General features: G+C 74.1%; 14 protein-coding genes. 5 read left to right on the top strand and 9 right to left on the bottom strand.

Features of this window, described 5'->3' with window-relative positions:
• Nucleotides 1-133: 133 nt before the first annotated feature.
• A complete protein-coding gene (locus BJY16_RS45775) occupies nt 134-2038 on the top strand; it encodes a S8 family peptidase (protein ID WP_185046084.1) in 1905 nt (634 codons plus the stop codon).
• A 70-nt stretch (nt 2039-2108) separates the two neighbouring features.
• Here BJY16_RS45775 and BJY16_RS45770 read toward each other — a convergent pair whose 3' ends face one another.
• The gene (locus BJY16_RS45770; protein ID WP_185046083.1) at nt 2109-2852 is read right to left on the bottom strand and encodes a hypothetical protein; all 744 of its coding nucleotides are present in this window, start codon (nt 2850-2852) and stop codon (nt 2109-2111) included.
• A gap of 110 nt (nt 2853-2962) precedes the next feature.
• Nucleotides 2963-3646 carry a hypothetical protein gene (locus BJY16_RS45765; RefSeq protein WP_185046082.1) on the bottom strand — a complete coding sequence of 228 codons (684 nt, stop codon included), beginning with the start codon at nt 3644-3646 and terminating at the stop codon, nt 2963-2965.
• 282 nt (nt 3647-3928) lie between these two features.
• Between BJY16_RS45765 and BJY16_RS45760 the strand changes: the two genes are divergently transcribed.
• Entirely contained in the window at nt 3929-4147 is a 219-nt protein-coding gene (locus BJY16_RS45760; protein WP_185046081.1) for a hypothetical protein, read from the top strand.
• A gap of 110 nt (nt 4148-4257) precedes the next feature.
• Nucleotides 4258-4809, top strand: coding sequence for a DUF4142 domain-containing protein (locus BJY16_RS45755; RefSeq protein WP_185046080.1), 552 nt, complete (start codon nt 4258-4260; stop codon nt 4807-4809).
• A gap of 260 nt (nt 4810-5069) precedes the next feature.
• On the opposite strand, the gene BJY16_RS45750 is transcribed toward BJY16_RS45755, so the two are convergent.
• On the bottom strand, nt 5070-5810 hold the full coding sequence (locus BJY16_RS45750; RefSeq protein WP_185046079.1) for a class I SAM-dependent methyltransferase: 741 nt from the start codon (nt 5808-5810) through the stop codon (nt 5070-5072).
• 59 nt (nt 5811-5869) lie between these two features.
• Here BJY16_RS45750 and BJY16_RS45745 point away from each other — a divergent pair, with 59 nt between their 5' ends.
• Both BJY16_RS45745 and BJY16_RS45740 read left to right on the top strand, forming a co-directional pair.
• A complete protein-coding gene (locus tag BJY16_RS45745) occupies nt 5870-6454 on the top strand; it encodes an AAA family ATPase (RefSeq protein ID WP_185046078.1) in 585 nt (194 codons plus the stop codon).
• A gap of 316 nt (nt 6455-6770) precedes the next feature.
• A complete protein-coding gene (locus tag BJY16_RS45740) occupies nt 6771-7010 on the top strand; it encodes a TM2 domain-containing protein (protein WP_185046077.1) in 240 nt (79 codons plus the stop codon).
• Between the two features lie 530 nt (nt 7011-7540).
• Here BJY16_RS45740 and BJY16_RS45735 read toward each other — a convergent pair.
• The 6 genes from BJY16_RS45735 to BJY16_RS45710 all read right to left on the bottom strand — a co-directional run bounded on the left by BJY16_RS45735 (nt 7541) and on the right by BJY16_RS45710 (nt 17091).
• Nucleotides 7541-8674, bottom strand: a complete 1134-nt coding sequence (locus BJY16_RS45735; RefSeq protein ID WP_185046076.1) for a VWA domain-containing protein — start codon at nt 8672-8674, stop codon at nt 7541-7543.
• A gap of 660 nt (nt 8675-9334) precedes the next feature.
• On the bottom strand, nt 9335-11575 hold the full coding sequence (locus tag BJY16_RS45730; protein WP_185046075.1) for a DUF5682 family protein: 2241 nt from the start codon (nt 11573-11575) through the stop codon (nt 9335-9337).
• Nucleotides 11568-12629 (bottom strand): ATP-binding protein, encoded by a 1062-nt coding sequence (locus BJY16_RS45725; protein ID WP_185046074.1) that lies wholly within the window; start codon nt 12627-12629, stop codon nt 11568-11570. The genes BJY16_RS45730 and BJY16_RS45725 overlap by 8 nt, the downstream gene beginning before the upstream one ends.
• A gap of 47 nt (nt 12630-12676) precedes the next feature.
• Nucleotides 12677-15478, bottom strand: coding sequence for an SWIM zinc finger family protein (locus BJY16_RS45720; protein ID WP_221503473.1), 2802 nt, complete (start codon nt 15476-15478; stop codon nt 12677-12679).
• A gap of 100 nt (nt 15479-15578) precedes the next feature.
• Entirely contained in the window at nt 15579-16628 is a 1050-nt protein-coding gene (locus BJY16_RS45715) for a hypothetical protein (RefSeq protein ID WP_185046072.1), read from the bottom strand.
• Between the two features lie 28 nt (nt 16629-16656).
• Nucleotides 16657-17091, bottom strand: coding sequence for a hypothetical protein (locus tag BJY16_RS45710; RefSeq protein WP_185046071.1), 435 nt, complete (start codon nt 17089-17091; stop codon nt 16657-16659).

Below are 17091 nucleotides of genomic sequence, written 5' to 3'. Positions count from 1 at the left end.
CCGGCCGGCCGCGGGGTTCGGGCAGTTCGCCGGAACCCCTGCGAACCGGCAACCCGTTCGCTACCGGCGTGCCGCCGGCGCGGCAACCCGGCCGCCCGAAGGTGGTCTTCGCAAGCGATCGGGAGGAATGTCAATGAAGGTTCAGCTGCGCCGGTACGCCGCCGGAGCCGTGGCCGTGGGCGCCCTGGCCGCCGTCGGTGTGTACGCGCTGCCCACCGGCACCACGGAGTGGAAGCCGGTGACCTACGGCCTGACCGCGAGCGCGGAGCAGCTGGTGCCGGCGACGGTGTCGGAGGCGGAGCCGGCCCGGGTGGTCAGCACCACGCTCGACTCCGAGGGCCGCCCCGTCGTCACGGTCAAGCAGGCCACCGACAAGGCCGCCGCCAAGAAGCTCGTCGAGCAGGCGCAGCGCGCGGAGAACGCGGTCGGCGTGGAGATCGACGCCAAGGCGGTCGCGCTGGGCGCGCCGACCGGCAGCGACCTCTACCGCAGCCGGCAGTGGGACCTGAGCACGATGCGCGCGGTCGACGCGTGGCAGACCTCGACCGGCGCCGGGGTGACCGTCGCGGTGATCGACACCGGGGTGGACGCCACCAACGTCGACCTCAGCGGCAAGGTGCTGACCGGCTGGGACGCCACCACCGACAAGGCCGGCGGCAACATCGACCCGAACGGGCACGGCACTCACGTGGCCGGCACCATCGGCGCGGTCACCGGCAACACCGTCGGCGTCTCCTCGGTGGCGCCGGACGCCAAGATCCTTCCGGTGCGGGTGCTCGGCAAGGACGGCTCCGGCTACATGTCGGACGCCGCCGAGGGCATCGTCTGGGCCGCCGACAACGGCGCCCAGGTGATCAACATGTCGCTCGGCTCGGACACCAAGGTCACCGCGGTCAGCAACGCGATCGCCTACGCCCGCGGCAAGGGCGTCACGGTGATCGCGGCGGCCGGCAACGAGCGCGAGGAGGGCAGCCCGGTCAGCTACCCGGCCGCGGACACCGGGGTGATCGCGGTCGCCGCGACCGACTCCGCGGACAAGGTGGCCTACTACTCGAACGCCGGCAGCTACGTGGACGTGGCGGCGCCCGGCAGCGCGATCCTGAGCACCTACCCGGCGGCGCTGGGCAACAGCTACGGCACGATGAGCGGCACCTCGATGGCGTCGCCGCACGTGGCGGGCCTGGCCGCGCTGCTCAAGTCGGTCAACCCGGGCCTGACCCCGGACCAGATCGAGAAGGCGATGGAGACGTCCGCGGTCGACCTCGGGACCGCCGGCAAGGACAACGATTTCGGGTACGGCCGGGTGAACGCCGTGGCGGCCTTGGCGGCCGTGACCGCCCCGACCTCGGCGCCCACCGCCGCTCCGACCGCCGCTCCGACCGCCGCGCCGTCGCTGTCGGTGGCGCCGTCCCCGTCGTCCACCTCGTCGTCGCCGGCTCCGGCCCCGTCCTCGTCCGCCCCGTCTCCGTCGAAGTCGGCCTCCCCGACGCCCAGCACCACCGCGGCGCCGGCCACCCTGGCCATCAAGTCGAACGTGACGACGCGCGAGGTCAAGTACGGCACCTCGACCGCCACCACGTTCACGGTGACCGCGGCGGGCAAGGCGTGGGCGCGCAAGACGGTGTCGGTCTGCGTGACCGAGACCGGCGGCACCGAGAAGTGCGGCGACGTGGTGACCACGACCAGTGGCACGGTGCCGGTCACCCGGTCCGCGACCAAGGGCTTCCAGGTCCAGGTCAAGGTGGCCGCCTCGGCGACCAACCTGGTCGCGGTCTCGCCGGTGTCGAGCTACACGGTGCGGGCCACGGCGACGGTCACCCGTACCGCTAAGGGCACGCTCAGCGTCCAGCTCGGCGGGGTCAACGGGCAGACCGTGGTGGTCGAGCAGCTGGTGAACAACCAGTGGGTGCAGGCGATCACGTACCCGGCCGCCGCGAAGGTGACGGTCAGCGGCGCGGTGAGCGGCCGCAAGTACCGGGTCGTGGTGCCGGACAGCACCGGGATCCTCGGGGTGACCAGCGCGGCCGTCGCCGCCTGACATCTCCCGCCGGAACGACAGACCAGGTCCGGGGTGGCGCCGCCACCCCGGACCTCGTCGTTTCCCCCGGTCAGCCCATCTGCTTCCACTTCTTCTCCAGGGCGGCGACCGTCTTCTTGGCCGACGGCCGGCCCTTCATCGTGACCGCCACGGTCAGCACGCTCTTGGCGTCCGAGGTGCGCCAGCAGAGCAGCATGGTGGAGCGCTCCTTCGGCTTGCTGTCGTTGTCGAACCGGAACGTCTGGGTGCACTCGGCCTTGCCGACCTTCTTCGACTCGCCGGCCGTCCAGAGCAGCTCGCGCTGACCGGTCAGGTCGTACCGGGCGGAGACCGTCCGCAGGGTGGCGCCGTCCTCCTTGAGCGTCCCCTTGTTGGTGACCTCGACCGGGCCGCTCGCGTTCGTCTTCGGCTTCGGCTGGAGGGGGCGCTTGAGCGGGTAGCCGGCCTTGGCCGCGGCGTCCCGGGCGGCCTCGATCTCCTCCTGGACGCTCATGCTCGTGGTCGCCTTCGGCGTGGCGGTCCCGGTCTCCACGCCCAGCGCGTTCCCGCGCGCGGTGGTGCCGGCGTCCGGTGCCGCCGAGCCGGTCCCGGCCGACGGGCTCGCCTCGGCCGGAGCCGCGCTCACCGACGGGGGCACCAGGCCGTTCAGCGTGTTGGGCTGGGCGAGGTCCGTCTGCCGGTCCGGCGCGATCTGCAGCGCCACCAGCCCGCCGACCGCGAGCGCCGCGGCGCCGGTGGCGATGATCAGACCGCGCCGGCGCCGGGGCTGCTGGGGACCGTCCGTAGCCGGCTGGTTCTCGTCAACGTTGGCCATGTCGTTTCCTTCGCGGGTCATGTCGTCGCGTCTTCCTTGCGTCGTCGCGGACCTATGGTTTCGGAGAAAGGTTCATATCGGGGCAAGATCGGGCAATATTCAGCCAATTGTCAGTCGAGTGCGGCCCACTCGCGCTCGATCACCGCGACACTTCCGCTCGCCGCCGGGCGGCCGCTCCGGTTCACCGCCAGCGTCACCACGCTGCGGGTGGGCGAGGTGCGCCAGCAGAGCAGCAGGTTCGGGCGCTCGGTGGCGGTCGCGCCGGCGGCCGGCCGGACCCGGTTGGTGCAGTGCGCGGAACCGGCCATCGTGCCCTGATCGGCGACCAGGGCCAGCCGGCCCTGCCCGGTCAGGTCGTACCGGGCCGTGGTGATCCGGATGCTGCCGTCCCGGGTGGTCTCGGTCCGCTCGGTGACTTGCCGATCCAGCGCGGCCAGGCTGGCGCCGGCGAGCAGCTCCTCGTCCAGGGTCGGACTCGGCACCGGGCTCAGCTTGGCGCGGGCGGCACCCAGGGTCGGTTTGGCGCCGAGCTGCGGCGGCGGTTCCTCGGTGGGTGGCGCCGAGGGGGACGGCGGGGGTTGCGGGGCCAGGGCGGCCGGCTGCGGGAGCGTCGGTTGCCGCCCGTCGATCAGCTGCGTGCCGAGGAAGGCGCCACCGGCCAGGATGGCGGCCGCCCCGGCGAGCGCGACGATCGCCTGGCGGCGGCGCAGGGAGCGGCGGGACGGGGCGACGGCTGCGGCGGAGGCGTAGAGACTGCCCTGCGGTGCCGGGCCGTCCTGGTCCTCACCAGCCATGTCACCGTCCTCCGTGTCTGCGGGCCGCTCCGGATATGAAGCTTCATCCTCGCAAATATCAGGACATGAAGGGTGGAAATGGGTGAATCGCGAATGGCTCGGTTCTGTCGGCTTCCGGTCGCTGCCGTCACCCGGAGAGGGAGGGTCGCCCGCTGCCGGTTGACCCCGGATATCGGTACGCGGATCGTGTGGTGCACGGGTGCGTTGGCGGGCGGATCCGGGGGCCGTCCCGCGTGCCCGGGGCCCGGAGGGAGGCCATGTGTGGCACAGCGTGGTGCGGCGATGACCGAGGTGGAGCACCTCCCGGCCCGGCCGTCCTGGGACTGCCGCGCCTGCGGTGATCCATGGCCCTGCGAACCGGCCCGGGCCCGGCTGACCCGGGAGCACGGGCAGGTGAAGCTGGCCGTGCTGATGTGGGACTTCCTCGAGGAGGCGGCCCGCGACATGCCGCACACCCCGGCCTCGGACCTGTTCGAGCGCTTCCTGCGCTGGACGCAGTGAATCCTCGCGGGTTTGATCCCGCCGATGCCGGTGATCCCAGTTGTGCGGAAACGGTGATGCCCGCCGCTTGTCCTCGTTAGGGTGCAAATTACCTATTCGAGGAGAAAAGTATGATTATTCGTCGTATGGCGGCGGCGCTGGGTGCTGCCGGTCTGCTGCTCCTGCCCGCCACCGCGGCCCGCGCCGACGGACCGTCCGACCAGGACGTCGAGTTCCTCCGCGCGGCACACCAGTCGAACCTCGCCGAGATCGCCGCCGGGCGGATCGCCTTCCAGAAGACCACCGACCCGGCGGTCAAGAAGATCGCCGGGAACCTGATGCGCGATCACATCTACATGGACGCCGACCTCACCGCGATCGCGCGCAGCATGCGGATCTCGCTGCCCGACGCGCCGACCGAGGAGCAGCAGGCGCTGGCCCGGCGGTACCAGATCGCCGGGGCGGACACCTTCGACGAGTACTTCATCTCCACCCAGCTGGCCGGTCACCGCGAGGTGCACGAGATGGCGGCCGACCAGGTGGCGAACGGGTCGGTGGAGGCGGTGCAGGACCTCGCCGAGAAAGCCGTGCCGGTCATCACTCGGCACCAGCAGGAGCTGCGGGCCGCCGCGGCGGCCGAGGGCATGGCCGGATATGTGGACGCCGGCGGGCGCACGCACTGATGCCGCGGCGGATCCGGCCGGGCCGTCATCCCGGCCGGGTCCGCTCGCTCGGTCAGCGGAGCCGCTCGGCTCGTTCGGTCAGCGGGCCGGCTCGGCCAGTTTGGTCAGTGGACCGGCTCGGCTCGCTTGGTCAGCGGACCCGCTCGGCTCGTTCGGTCAGCGGGCCGGCTTGGCCAGTTTGGTCAGTGGACCGGCTCGGCTCGCTTGGTCAGCGGATCCGCTCGGCTCGCTTGGTCAGCCGATCCGCTCGGCCTGCTTGATCAGCGGACGCCGAGGACCGCGGCGTCGGTTCCGCCGCGCCAGAGCAGGCCGCATTCCCGATATCCGGCCGCCCGCAGCGCGTCCAGGTGCCAGGCCGCCGGCGGATTCCACTCCGCCGCGTGCCCGGCCGGATAGATCCGCTCCCGCTCCGCGACCTTGCCGGCCAGCGCCTCGTCGGCCGCCGCCCGCGCCCACCAGTCCGTCCACGACAGCGCCGCGCCGGCCGCATACCGCGCGTTCCGCTCGGCCCGCGCCTGGTCGGCCAGACGGCGGGAGAAGTCCGGCAGCTCCTCGTCCGGCATGTAGTCGGCGTTCACGAAGATCCCGTCCGGCCGCAGCACCTCCCGGATCTCGGCATACAGCGCGCTGGTCCGCTCGGCGGGCAGCCAGTGCAACGCGGTCGCGGTCAGCACCGCGTCGAACCCGTCGTGCGGCAACTTGGCCCGCCAGCCCGCATCGCCCAGATCGGCGTCGATGACGGTGGCCCGGCCGCTCAGCGAACCCTCCGCAATGGCCAGCAGCACCGGGTCCTGGTCAAGGACGGTGACCCGTGCGCCCGGGAAGCGGGCCAGCGTCCGCAGGCTGATCGACCCGGTGCCGCCGGCCAGGTCGAGCAGCCGCGGCGGCGCACCTCCGGTGACCGCCGCGACGGCGGTCAGCATGGTGTCGAACCGGTGCTCCCGGTCCGGCATGAACGCTTCCTGCTGACGATCCCACGACTCCTGCCAGTAAGGATTCATAGGCACTACGCTAGTTACCACCCGCGCGCCTGTCACGACCTGCCGACCAGTTTTTAGTAATGTCTGCCGATATGCTGAGTCCTTACCCGACGCTGGTCGTGATCCGCGGCAACTCGGGCAGCGGCAAGACCACGACCGCCCGCGAGGTCCGCCGCCGGTACGGCCGCGGCTGCGCCCTGATCGAGCAGGACCACCTGCGCCGGATCATCCTGCGCGAACACGACACCGGCCCGGATCCGGTGGCGCCGCGCTTCATCGCCACGACGGCCCGCGCCGCGCTGGACGGCGGATATCACGTGGTCCTCGAGGGCATCCTGTGGACCGGCCGCTACGGCGACGCCGTCCGCGACCTGATCGCCGGCCATCCGGGGCCGTCCGCCGCCTACTTCCTCGACGTCTCCTTCGACGAGACCGTCCGCCGCCACCGGCGCCGCCCCGAGCCGATCCCGGTGACCGCCGAGGAGATGCGCGACTGGTACCACCCTTGGGACCTGCTGGGCGTCCCCGGCGAACAGGTCATCCCGGAGCAGTCCGACCTGGAGTCCGCCGTCGACCTGATCCTGCGCACGAGCGGCCTGGCCGCCGCACCGGCCCGCACCTCATGCCCGGACCGCTGCCCCCGCTGCGCCACCGGCCACCGATGACCGCCCGCCGTGCCGTCCGGCCGCGGGTGACCGCCCGCCGTGCCGTCCGGCCGCGGGTGACCGCCCGCCGCGCCGTCCGGCCACCGACGATTCACCCCGGCGCCGCCCTCCGCGGCCGGTGCCGAAGGCTGCCGGCATGGCCCGACCGGCGATCGTGGCAGAAGGCGCGCCCGCGTTGTGTGGTGGTTACCGATAGTCCATCGACTGCCCGCTTTATCGATCTACCGCGGCATCAGCGGAGCCCGTATCCTCAGGGGCCGTGTTGATCTTGAAAGGTCACACGTCCCCCGGAACGACTTCTCCTGAGGAGACATACATGTCCCAGCCCGCGCAGGTGGTCACGGCCACCCCGAAGCAGGTGGGCCTCGCCTACGTGCTCTGGTTCTTCTTCGGCGTCATCGGCGTCCACCAGTTCTACCTCGGCAAGACCGGCCGCGGCGTGCTGTACATCTTCACCCTCGGCGGCTTCTTCGGCATCGGCTGCCTGATCGACCTGTTCACCCTGCCCAGCCAGGTGCGCGAGGTCAACGCCAAGAACGGCATCGTCGTCGCCTGACGCCGCCGCTCCCACCGGGCCCGGAACAACCATTCCGGGCCCGGCCCATTTTCGGTACGCCCGGACCCCGCCGTCCAGGCAACCCGCCCGGCAAGCCGCCACATGGCCTCGGGCACTGCCCGGCGAGCAGTTCCCGCCCGGCACGTCGCCGCATGGTCTCGGGCGCTGCCCAGCGAGCAGCTCCCGCCCGGCACGTCGCCGCATGGTCTCGGGCGCTGCCCAGCGAGCAGCTCCCGCCCGGCACGTCGCCGCATGGTCTCGGGCGCTGCCCAGCGAGCAGCTCCCGCCCGGCACGTCGCCGCATGGTCTCGGGCGCTGCCCAGCGAGCAGCTCCCGCCCGGCACGTCGCCGCATGGTCTCGGGCGCTGCCCAGCGAGCAGCTCCCGCCCGGCACGTCGCCGCATGGTCTCGGGCGCTGCCCAGCGAGCAGCTCCCGCCCGGCACGTCGCCGCATGGCCCCGGGCACTGCCCAGCGGGCAGCCCGCGCCCGTCATCCGGCGGAAACCGCTCCCGCTGATCCCGCCCCCGCCTCAGCCCGACGCCTTCTGATCGGCGAACCGGGCGGCGAACGCCGTCAGATCCCGCCGCTCGATCGCCGCCGCCATCAGCTCCGGGAACGCGTCCGGGGTGCACGCGAACGCCGGCACCCCGAGCGCCGCCAGCGCCGCCGCGTTCTCGTGGTCGTACGCCGGAGCCCCCTCGTCGGAGAGCGCCAGCAGCACCACCACCTGCACCCCGGCCGCCGTCATCTCGGCGACCCGGCGCAGCATGTCGGCCCGCACCCCACCCTCGTAGAGGTCACTGATCAGCACGAAGATGCTGTCCCGCGGCCGGGTGATCAACTGCTGGCTGTAGCCGATCGCCCGGTTGATGTCCGTCCCGCCGCCGAGCTGCGTCCCGAACAGCACCTCGACCGGATCGCTGAGCTGCTCGGTCAGGTCCACCACCGCGGTGTCGAAGACGACCAGCGACGTGCGCAGCGACCGCATCGACGCCAGCACCGCCGCGAACACCCCGGAGAACACCACCGACGCGGCCATCGAGCCGGACTGGTCCACGCAGAGGATCACGTCGCGCTGCACCGCGGTGGTGCGCCGCCCGTACCCGATCAGCCGCTCCGGGATCACCGTGCGGTGCTCGGCCTGGTAGTGCTTGAGGTTGGCGCGGATCGTCCGGTCCCAGTCGATGTCGGCCTGCCGGGGCCGGTTGATCCGGGCGGCCCGGTTCAGCGCCCCGGACACGGCGGCCCGGGTCTGCTGCGCGATCCGGCGCTCCAACTGCTCGACCACCGTGCGCACGACCTGCCGCGCGGCGTCCTTGGTGGCCTCCGGCATCACCCGGTTCAGTGAGAGCAGCGTGCCGACCAGGTGCACGTCCGGCTCGACCGCGGCCAGCATCTCGGGCTCCAGCAGCAGCCGGGTCAGGTCCAGCCGCTCGATCGCGTCGGCCTGCATGACCTGCACGACCGTGCTCGGAAAATACTCCCGGATGTCGCCCAGCCACCGCGCCACCTTCGGCGCCGACCCGCCCAGCCCGGCCGACCGCTTGGCCGGGGTCCCGGTCCCGTCCCCACCCGCGTCGTAGAGCGCGGCCAGCGCCGCGTCCATCTGCCCGTCCCGCCCCTCAGCCTTGCCCAGCGACTCCTCGGCGGGCCCACCGAGCACAAGCCGCCACCGCCGAAGCCGCTCCCGCGAAGCCCCGTCCCGCGAAGCCTCGCCCCGCGAAGCCCCGTCCCGAGAAACCCCGTCCCGCAAGGCCGCGGCCTGCGCGGACTCGGCCCCCGAAGCCTCGCCCCGCAAGGCCGTGGCCTGCGGCTCCTGCTCCCGCGAAGCCCCGCCCCCGACGTCCTCGTCAGCCATCGCGCCGCCCTGAGCGCCCGCCCGTCCGGCGCCTGGCTCCGCCGCGATCATCAGCAGCCGCCCCTTGACCATCGACATCCGCCCGGCCAGCCTGTCCTCCTCTCGGCTGCTCACCGCGCCGTCCCCCGGCCGCCCCCGAGTCACGCGACCGGCCGGAAGCCGCACCGCGCGCCTCCCCGGAAGCCCCGCCACGCGCCTGCCCGGAGGCCCCGCCACGCGCCTCCCCGGAAGCCCCACCGCGCGACTGCCCGGAAGCCCCGCCACGAGCCTGCCCGGAGGCCCCGCCACGCTCCTCAGCCCCGTCCGGCCGCGGATGCGAGAACACCGCCGCCGCCGAATGCGCCACCGTCCCGCCCGCCGTCTCCGGCGCCGGATGCGAGAACCGCATCACCGCCGGCGTGGCCCCGGCCTCTCCCGTCGCGAGCTCCTCCGCGGTGTGCGAGAAGAGCTTCGAATCGTCCCCGTTCATGCGTCCTCCCGGACCCGGATGTCATGCCCCAGCAGGGCACCAAGCACTGGCAGAACCGCCAGCGCCCGTCTCTCGTCAAGCGTCGTGTCCGCGGCCGCCGCGGCTCCCGCGCGTGGCCCGGCCACCCGTTCCCCGATGGCCCGGCGCTCCCCGGCCTCGAAGGTCCCGAACGTCCGCCGCAACAGCGGCAACACGTCGTCGAACGCCTCCGCCGGCACGTCGGCCAGCCAGTCGTCGACCAGCCCCAGCAACGCGTCGTCGTGCACCAGCAGCAGCCCGCCGCCGGCCAGGAACCCCTCCACCCAGGCGGCCGCGTGCGCCGGCGGCGTCCCCACGGTCAGTTGCAGACGCAGCCGGCGGCGCACCTCCGCCGCGTCCCACCGTCCCGCGTCGAGCAGCAGCCGGGTCAGCCGCCCGGCCGGCAACCCGTGCAGATCCGGCCGCTGGGCCAGCGACCCGACGGTGGCCAGCCACAATTCTCGCAGATCGGGATCGGCGAGCAGACTGACCGCCTGGTGCACGCCGTCCATCCCGTCGCGCAGCTGCTTGGCCGCGTCGTCGGAGAGCGACCCGGCCGCCGACGGCAGCCCGGCGCAGATCCGTTTCAGCAGGCTCCCGGTGACCGTGGCCAGCCCGGCCACGTCGGTGCGCCGGACGTCGCCGTACCGCATGGTCCGGGCCAGCGCGGGCAGCGCCGCCATCAGGTGGTGCACGTCGGCGTCCAGCGCGGCCCGGGTGTCCAGGGCGGCCAGCACCGCCGGGTACGCCTCCCCGAGCTCGGCCAGCAGGCATGTCTCCAGCAGCGCGGTCACCTCGGCGAGGCTCTCCGCCGCCCGGGCCCGCCGGACCACCCGGGCGGTCGCCGCGGCCAGCACCGTGGTGCCCCACATGCCGCCCTCGACCAGCCGCACCGCGAACTCCGGCTGCCAGCGCAGCGTCCACTCCTCGCGGAACGTCCCGGTCCCGCGCCGCCCGGCGGCCGGCTGCCCCCACGGCACGTCCAGCGTGCGCAGCCGGTGCAGCAGGCGGCTGCGCCGCAGGTCGATGTCCTTGCGCAGGTCGAGCTCCAGGGTGCGCTCGGTGGCCTCCGGCTTGAGCCGCAGCGTGCGCTGCTGGGCGGCCAGGTCCTTGGCGAGCGGCACGGCGGGCATCTCGTCCGGCACCGCGCCGAGCCGCTCGCCGACCACCAGCTTGCGGGCGATCAGCTCGGTGCGCAGCGGCTCCCCGTCGCACAGCACCGCCTCGGCGGCCTCGGTCACCTCGGCCAGCCCGGCGAGCGGCCGGCCGCGCAGCGCGGCGAGCGCCTCGGCCAGCCGGGTCGCCTCGATGAGGTGCGCCGACGAGGTGGGCACGCCCTCCGCGCGCAGCACCCCGGCCGCATCCACCAGCCACCGCGGCACCACCGAGTCGGCGCTGGTGAACAGATGGTGGTACCACCCGGGGGAGCGCACGCCCGCGCCGTAACCGGACCAGGAGGCGAGCCGCCCGTAGGTCCAGGGCACCCAGGTGAACGCGACCTTCCCCTTGCGCCGCCCCTTGAGCAGCGCGGCGTCGTCCTTGACCGCGACTCTCCGGGTGAGCGCCGGCACGTGCCAGGCGCCGCAGACCACCGCGATGTTCTCGTGCTTGCGGCGCACCTCCCGCAGCACGGTCCGCATGTGGGCCTCCCGCAGCAGATCGTCGGGATCCTCCGGCGCGCCCTCCCGGATCGCCGTCATCGCCTCCGCGATCGCCTCGAACACCGGCGCCCCGCGGTGCTCGACCACGTCCTCCCACCAGCGCTCCGGATCGTCATAGCCGGCCGCCGCCGCCAGCTCCCCGATCGGATCCACCGGCCGCCCGGCCCGCACCTCCGGGTCACCGCCCGGGTCCGGCAGCACTTCCGCATCCGGCTGGCCGGCGGGGTCGCGCGGCGCGGGCGGCGCCACCCGGAACGCATAGGGCAGGTCGAAGAACCGCACCGGCACCCCGCGAGCCACCGCCCACCGGATCGCCTGCCACTCCGGCGAGAAGACCGCGAACGGCCAGAACGCCGCCCGCCCCGGATCGTCGACCGCGTAACCCAGCAGCGCGACCGGCGGCTCCAACCCGCCGTCGGCCACCCACCGCACCAGCTCGTCCGCCTCCGGTGGCCCCTCCACCAGCAGGATCTCCGGCTGCTGCGCCGCCAGCTCGCGCACCACCGCCCGGGCCGACCCGGGCCCGTGATGCCGGACCCCGTAGAACCGCTCAGGCATCGCGGGCGGCCCGATAGAAGTCGAGCCAGTCGGGGCGCTCCCGGACCACCGTCTCCAGGTACTCCCGCCAGACGACCGCGTCGGACACCGGGTCCTTGATCACCGCGCCGACGATGCCGGCCGCCACGTCACCCGGGTGCAGCGTGCCGTCGCCGAAGTGCGCGGCCAGCGCCATCCCGTTGGTGATCACCGAGATCGCCTCGGCGGTGGAGAGCGTGCCGGTCGGCGACTTCAGCTTGGTCCGCCCGTCCTCGGTGAGCCCGGTGCGCAGCTCGCGGAAGACGGTGACCACCCGCCGGATCTCGTCCAGCGCGGCCGGCACCTCGGGCAGGTCGAGCGACTTGCCGAGCTGGGCGACCCGCCGGGCGACGATCTCCACCTCGTCGTCGGCGTTGGCCGGGACCGGCAGCACCACCGTGTTGAACCGCCGCCGGAGCGCGCTGGACAGCTCGTTGACCCCGCGGTCGCGGTCGTTGGCGGTGGCGATCAGGTTGAACCCGCGCTGCGCCTGCGCCTCGGTGCCCAGCTCGGGGACGGGCAGCGTCTTCTCCGAGAGGATGGTGATCAGCGCGTCCTGCACGTCGGACGGGACCCGGGTGAGCTCCTCCAGCCGGGCGATCGACCCGGCCTGCATGGCCCGCATGATCGGGCTGGGCACCAGGGCCGCCTCGGTCGGGCCCTCGGCGAGCAGGCGGGCATAGTTCCACCCGTACCGGATCGCCTCCTCGGCGGTGCCGGCGGTGCCCTGCACCAGCAGCGTGGAGTCGCCCGAGATGGCCGCGGCCAGGTGCTCGGAGACCCAGGTCTTGGCGGTGCCGGGCACCCCGAGCAGCAGCAGCGCGCGGTCGGTGGCCAGGGTGGAGACGGCCACCTCGATCAGCCGGCGCGGCCCCACGTACTTCGGGGTGATCTTGGCGCCGTCACCGAGCAGATAGGTCACCACGGCCTGCGGGGACAGCCGCCAGCCGGGCGGGCGGGGCCGCTCGTCGGCGGCGGCCAGCTGAGCCAGCTCGTCGGCGTACTGATCCTCGGCGTGCGGTCGCAGAACGGTCACGCGGAACTCCTGAGTCGTCAGTCCGGAAGGTGGCTCGTCTAGGCAAGCTACTGCCTGGGTGTGACATTTTCCGGCGCCAGCTCGGCCCGCATCTCGGCTCGGAAGGCCAGGGTGCGGGCCAGGTCGGCGATCGGGCGGACCCGGCCGGCGTCGACCTCCGGCTCCAGCTGCGCGGCGAGCCGGCCGGTGAGATCCGCGTACTCCGGGGGCATCGCCAGGGCGGCGGTCCGGCACAGCTCGCCGAGCTGCCAGGTGTGCCGGTCGGTCCGCGCCCGGGTGGCGATCGTCTCCAGCACGGTCACGCTCAGCCGCTCCGGCCACGGCCCGGGGTGCAGTCCGAGCAGCCGGTGCGCCGAGCCGTCCTCGGTGCGCAGCGCCTCGGCGGCCAGCCGGGCCAGCGTGTCCGGGGGCAGCACCAGGTGCAGGTCCCAGCGGACCGCCTCGCGCAGCACGCCGGCGTCGGTGGCCAGCAGCGCGGCCGCCCAGCGGGCGTCGCTCTGCGCGACGGCCGCTTTGGCCCAGCCGTGCAGCAGCGCGGTGGCCCAGTCGTTCGCCCTGGCCAGCGCCAGGTAGCCGGCCGGCTCGAGATCGGTCCACGAGGCCAGCGGGGCGCCGGCCAGCACCTCCTCCAGCAGCCAGGCGCCGGCCCCGGCGCCGTGTGCCGGGGTGGCGCCGACGCCGTCCCGGCGCAGGTCGTCGTCGAGCCGGTCGGGCGGCTGGACGATCAGCCGGGCCGGCTCGCCGGGCGCCAGCCGGACGGCGGCGTGCGCCCGCTCCCGCATCCGGGCGCCGAGCGCCGAGACCGGCAGCCGGCGCAGCAGGTCGACGGCGGTCTGCCGGACCTCCTTGCGGCGGTCGTCCAGCGCGTGCTCCAGCAGCTCCTCGTCGTCCGGGGAGAGGCCGTCGGCGAAGGTGGCCAGGAACCGGGCGCGGTTCTCCGAGGAGTCGGCGCCCCAGGTGCTCGCCACCAGCCGGCGGGCCTGGGCCGGATCGGTGCGCCGCAGGGTGATCAGGTGACCGAGGCGCTCGGTGCCGGTGGCGGTGGTCCAGTCGGCGACGGTGACCGGGGTGGCCTCGTCGAGCAGCCAGCCCCAGTCCGGGCGCTGCCAGGCCAGCCAGGCGCCACGCCGCCCGGCGACCCGGGCCACGTCGGAGCGCACCGTGGTGGTGCGCCGGGCCGCGTCGAGCAGCGCCGGGAGCAGCGCGGGCGGCACCACGCCGCCCCGGGCCACCGCGGCGGCCAGCCACTGGGCCAGCAGCTCCTGCTCCAGGTGCGCGCCGCCGGGGGCGCCACCGCGCAGGATGCGGGCCAGCCGCGCGCCGGCGGCGGCCGGCAGCGGCGGGTCGGTCTCGGCCGGGGCCGGCTCGACCGGCACCCGGGTCACGTCCGGGGTGGCGCCGGCCCGCCGGGTGGTCAGGGCGACCGCGGCCGCGTCGAGCAGCGCGGACGGGCCCAGCTCGGCGACCGCCGTGCCGACCCGCACCGACTCGGCCTGCCAGGGCCGCCGGGCGGTGCCGACCAGGGCGGCGGCCAGCATCTCCGGAGGCAGCTCGGTGGCCCGCGGGGCGCCCGGATCGGGGACCGGTGGCCCGGCCGGCACGAACGCCCCGTCCACCCAGGCGGCCAGCGGGCGCAGCCCGGCCGGGGACCACTCGGCGGCCACCGCGGCCGGCCGGCCACCCGCGGCGGCGAGCAGCCACCACGGCTCGCGGTGCCCGGCGGCCAGCGGCAACGCGTCGCCGGCCGGGTCCACCAGCCAGCCGTCGCCGGTCGGGACGACGTCGGCGAGGAGCACCGGACCGTCGTACCGGAAAGGGTCGTCGGCCAGCAGCTCGGCGAAGCGGGAGAGAGCGGCGCGCACCGACCCGCCGCCCTCCGGCGAGCCGAACGGCTCGGCCGCGCTCGCGCGGTCGGCAACCAGCGCGCGCAGCGGCGCGGCGCCCGGGTAGAAGCACAGGTCGCCGCGGAACTCGGTGCCCGGGACCAGGTCGGCGGCGAGCGACTGGCCGGGCGCGGCGAACGACAGCACCAGGGCGAACCGCGCCGTCGCGGACCCGTGCAGCCAGGTGCGCCGGGTGGTCAGCGCGCCGTCGTCGGTGTCGAACCGGCCGAGCACCTGCCAGCGGTCGGTGACCCGGGGCCCGGCCAGCACCTCCTCGGCCGGGGTGGGGAACCCGATCCGGGAGCGGACGGTGGCCGCGGTCGCCGGGTCGAGCGTGCCGAGCCGGTCGTGGCCGGCGACCAGCAGGTGCAGCATGGCCAGCTCGCCGAGCAGCCGGTCGGCCCACTGCGGGCCGATGCCGGCGATCCCGCCGAGCCGGCGGACCGCGCCGGCCGCGCCGGGCGCCTGCGCGTCGACCAGTCGCGCGGCCATCGGCTCGAAGGCCTGGTGACCGCGCCGGCCCAACCCGGCCAGGCCCTGCTCGACCTGGTCGTCGAGCCAGCGGCGCAGCTCGGTGAGACCGCCGGCGACCCGCTCGGCGCGCTCCCGGGCGCGTTTCGCCGCGGCGACCGGATCGGGCGGCGAACTCCGCGCCTTGGCCCGGGCGGCGCGGGCGGTCTGCCAGGCGGTCACCCAGTCCGGCGGCGGGGCGTCGCCGGTGCCCGCCTCGGCCCAGCGCAGCACCAGGCCGACGGCGTGTTTGCAGGGTGCCCGGAAGCTCGGGCAGGAGCACTTGAACGCGGGACCGGCCAGGTCGGCGGCCACCTGATAGCCGCGGACCAGGCCCCAGACGACGTCGTCGACGGTGCCGGTGGCGGCGAACTGCCCGGACACACTTCGGGCGCGTTTCAGCGCGGCCGGGTCGGGGGCGAGCGACTCGGCCTGGGCGACGGACCAGCGTTCCATGGGCACGTGACGACCCTAGGCCGGAGGTACGACAAAACCGCGGTCCCGACGGGTCAAGGCCCGCGCCGCGTGGTGACCACCGCGGACCTGCGGTGGAGGATCAATGCCGCGGCCGGAAGGAGCCTCCGGTGATCTGCCCCGGCGTCGCGTCGGCCAGGGCCGGCGTCGCCACGCCGAAAGCCGTCGACCGGTTCGACGTCCGCGTCGGCTGCCGCTCCGTCGACACGATCGAGTAAAGGCTGCGCAGCGCCGTCGTCACGATCTCCTCCTGGGAGTACGTGTCGTTGTCCAGCGCGCTCTGCGCCGACAGGATCTTGCCGGCCACCTCGGTCGCGGTGTTCGCGGCGAGGTCCAGCTTGGTGGCCTCCTTGTCGCTGGGCACCAGGCCGCCGGCCACCGTGCCGAGCACGTCGATCGCCACCGCGGCCGCCGCCGCCCCGACGCCGAGGGTCATCCCGCCGCCGATGGTGCCCACCACGCAGAGCGCGATGCTGCCCCATTTCAGCACGTCGGAGCCCTTGCAGGCGCTGTTGCTGAGCTGCTGGACCGCCTTGATCCCGTTGTCCAGCATGGACAGCACCGACTTGCGGAACCGGATGTGGATGATCTTCGCGCCCTCCAGCTGCTCCCGGGACAGGGCGATGACCTCACGCTGGTTGGGCACCACGTTCCCGAGCGGGGTGAGGAACCGGTCGACGAAGTTCTCCTTGAACGCGCCCTCCCACAGCGTCATGTCGGCGCGCACGTCGTTGATCCGCTGCAGCGCCGGTGACGAGCCGGTCCAGCCGCCCTCCTGGTCGGCCCGGCCCTGCAGCATCGCCTCGACCTTGGCCAGCGCGTCGATGATCGGGGTGAGCTTGTCCGGGTCCGGCTCCAGGTAGCGCTCGAAGGACGGCACCACCCACTCGTAGTCCTCGGTCTGCACCCGCTGCCGGTACTGCTGGATCTCCTCCGGCGGAATCGGCAGGCCGTCCCACTCGCCGGGGTGGTCGTTGGCCCACTTGTCGTTGACCGCCCGGGTCCACGACGCGGAGTCCTCCAGCGTCTGCCGGATCAGCTCCTGCTTGAGTTTCAGCGACTTGGTGCGCACCGCCGTCGCGTAGGCCTCGCCGGCCACGTCGGCCGGCGTCGTCAGGTCGACCTCTGCCACCTTGCCTCCTTCTTCGCCGGTTCCGGGGTCAGGCGGCCGGGTAGGGCCGGCCGGGATCCTCGTTCGAGCCGGGAATCGGCGGGTTGGAGGCCGGGTCCGTCTTGTCGTGGTTGATCGGATCGTCCAGGTACTGCTGGAGCAGCGCGGCGTTCGCGGCGTCCACGTCGAGGTAGGCCTGGGTCGCGGTGCGGACCCCCTGCGCCGCGTCCAGCACGGCGGTGCCGACCTGCTCCATCATCGACTGCAGCTCGGTGCGCAGGGTCTCCCAGGCGCCGCCGATGCCGCTGGCCATCACGCTGGCGCCGGGATAGGCCGGTCCGTTCACCCGGAACGAGCCGGCGCCGCCCTGCGAGCCGCCGAGCAGCCGGTTCGCGTCGTAGAAGACGTCCGCGACCCGGGGCAGGTTCACCTCGGAGGTCCGCCACAGCGCGAACAGGTCGCCACCGGTCACCTCGTTTGCCAT

Source organism: Actinoplanes octamycinicus, from assembly GCF_014205225.1.
In the GTDB taxonomy this organism is placed as follows: domain Bacteria; phylum Actinomycetota; class Actinomycetes; order Mycobacteriales; family Micromonosporaceae; genus Actinoplanes; species Actinoplanes octamycinicus.
Note: the sequence above shows the minus strand (reverse complement) of the source record. Positions and strands in the feature narration are given on the sequence as shown.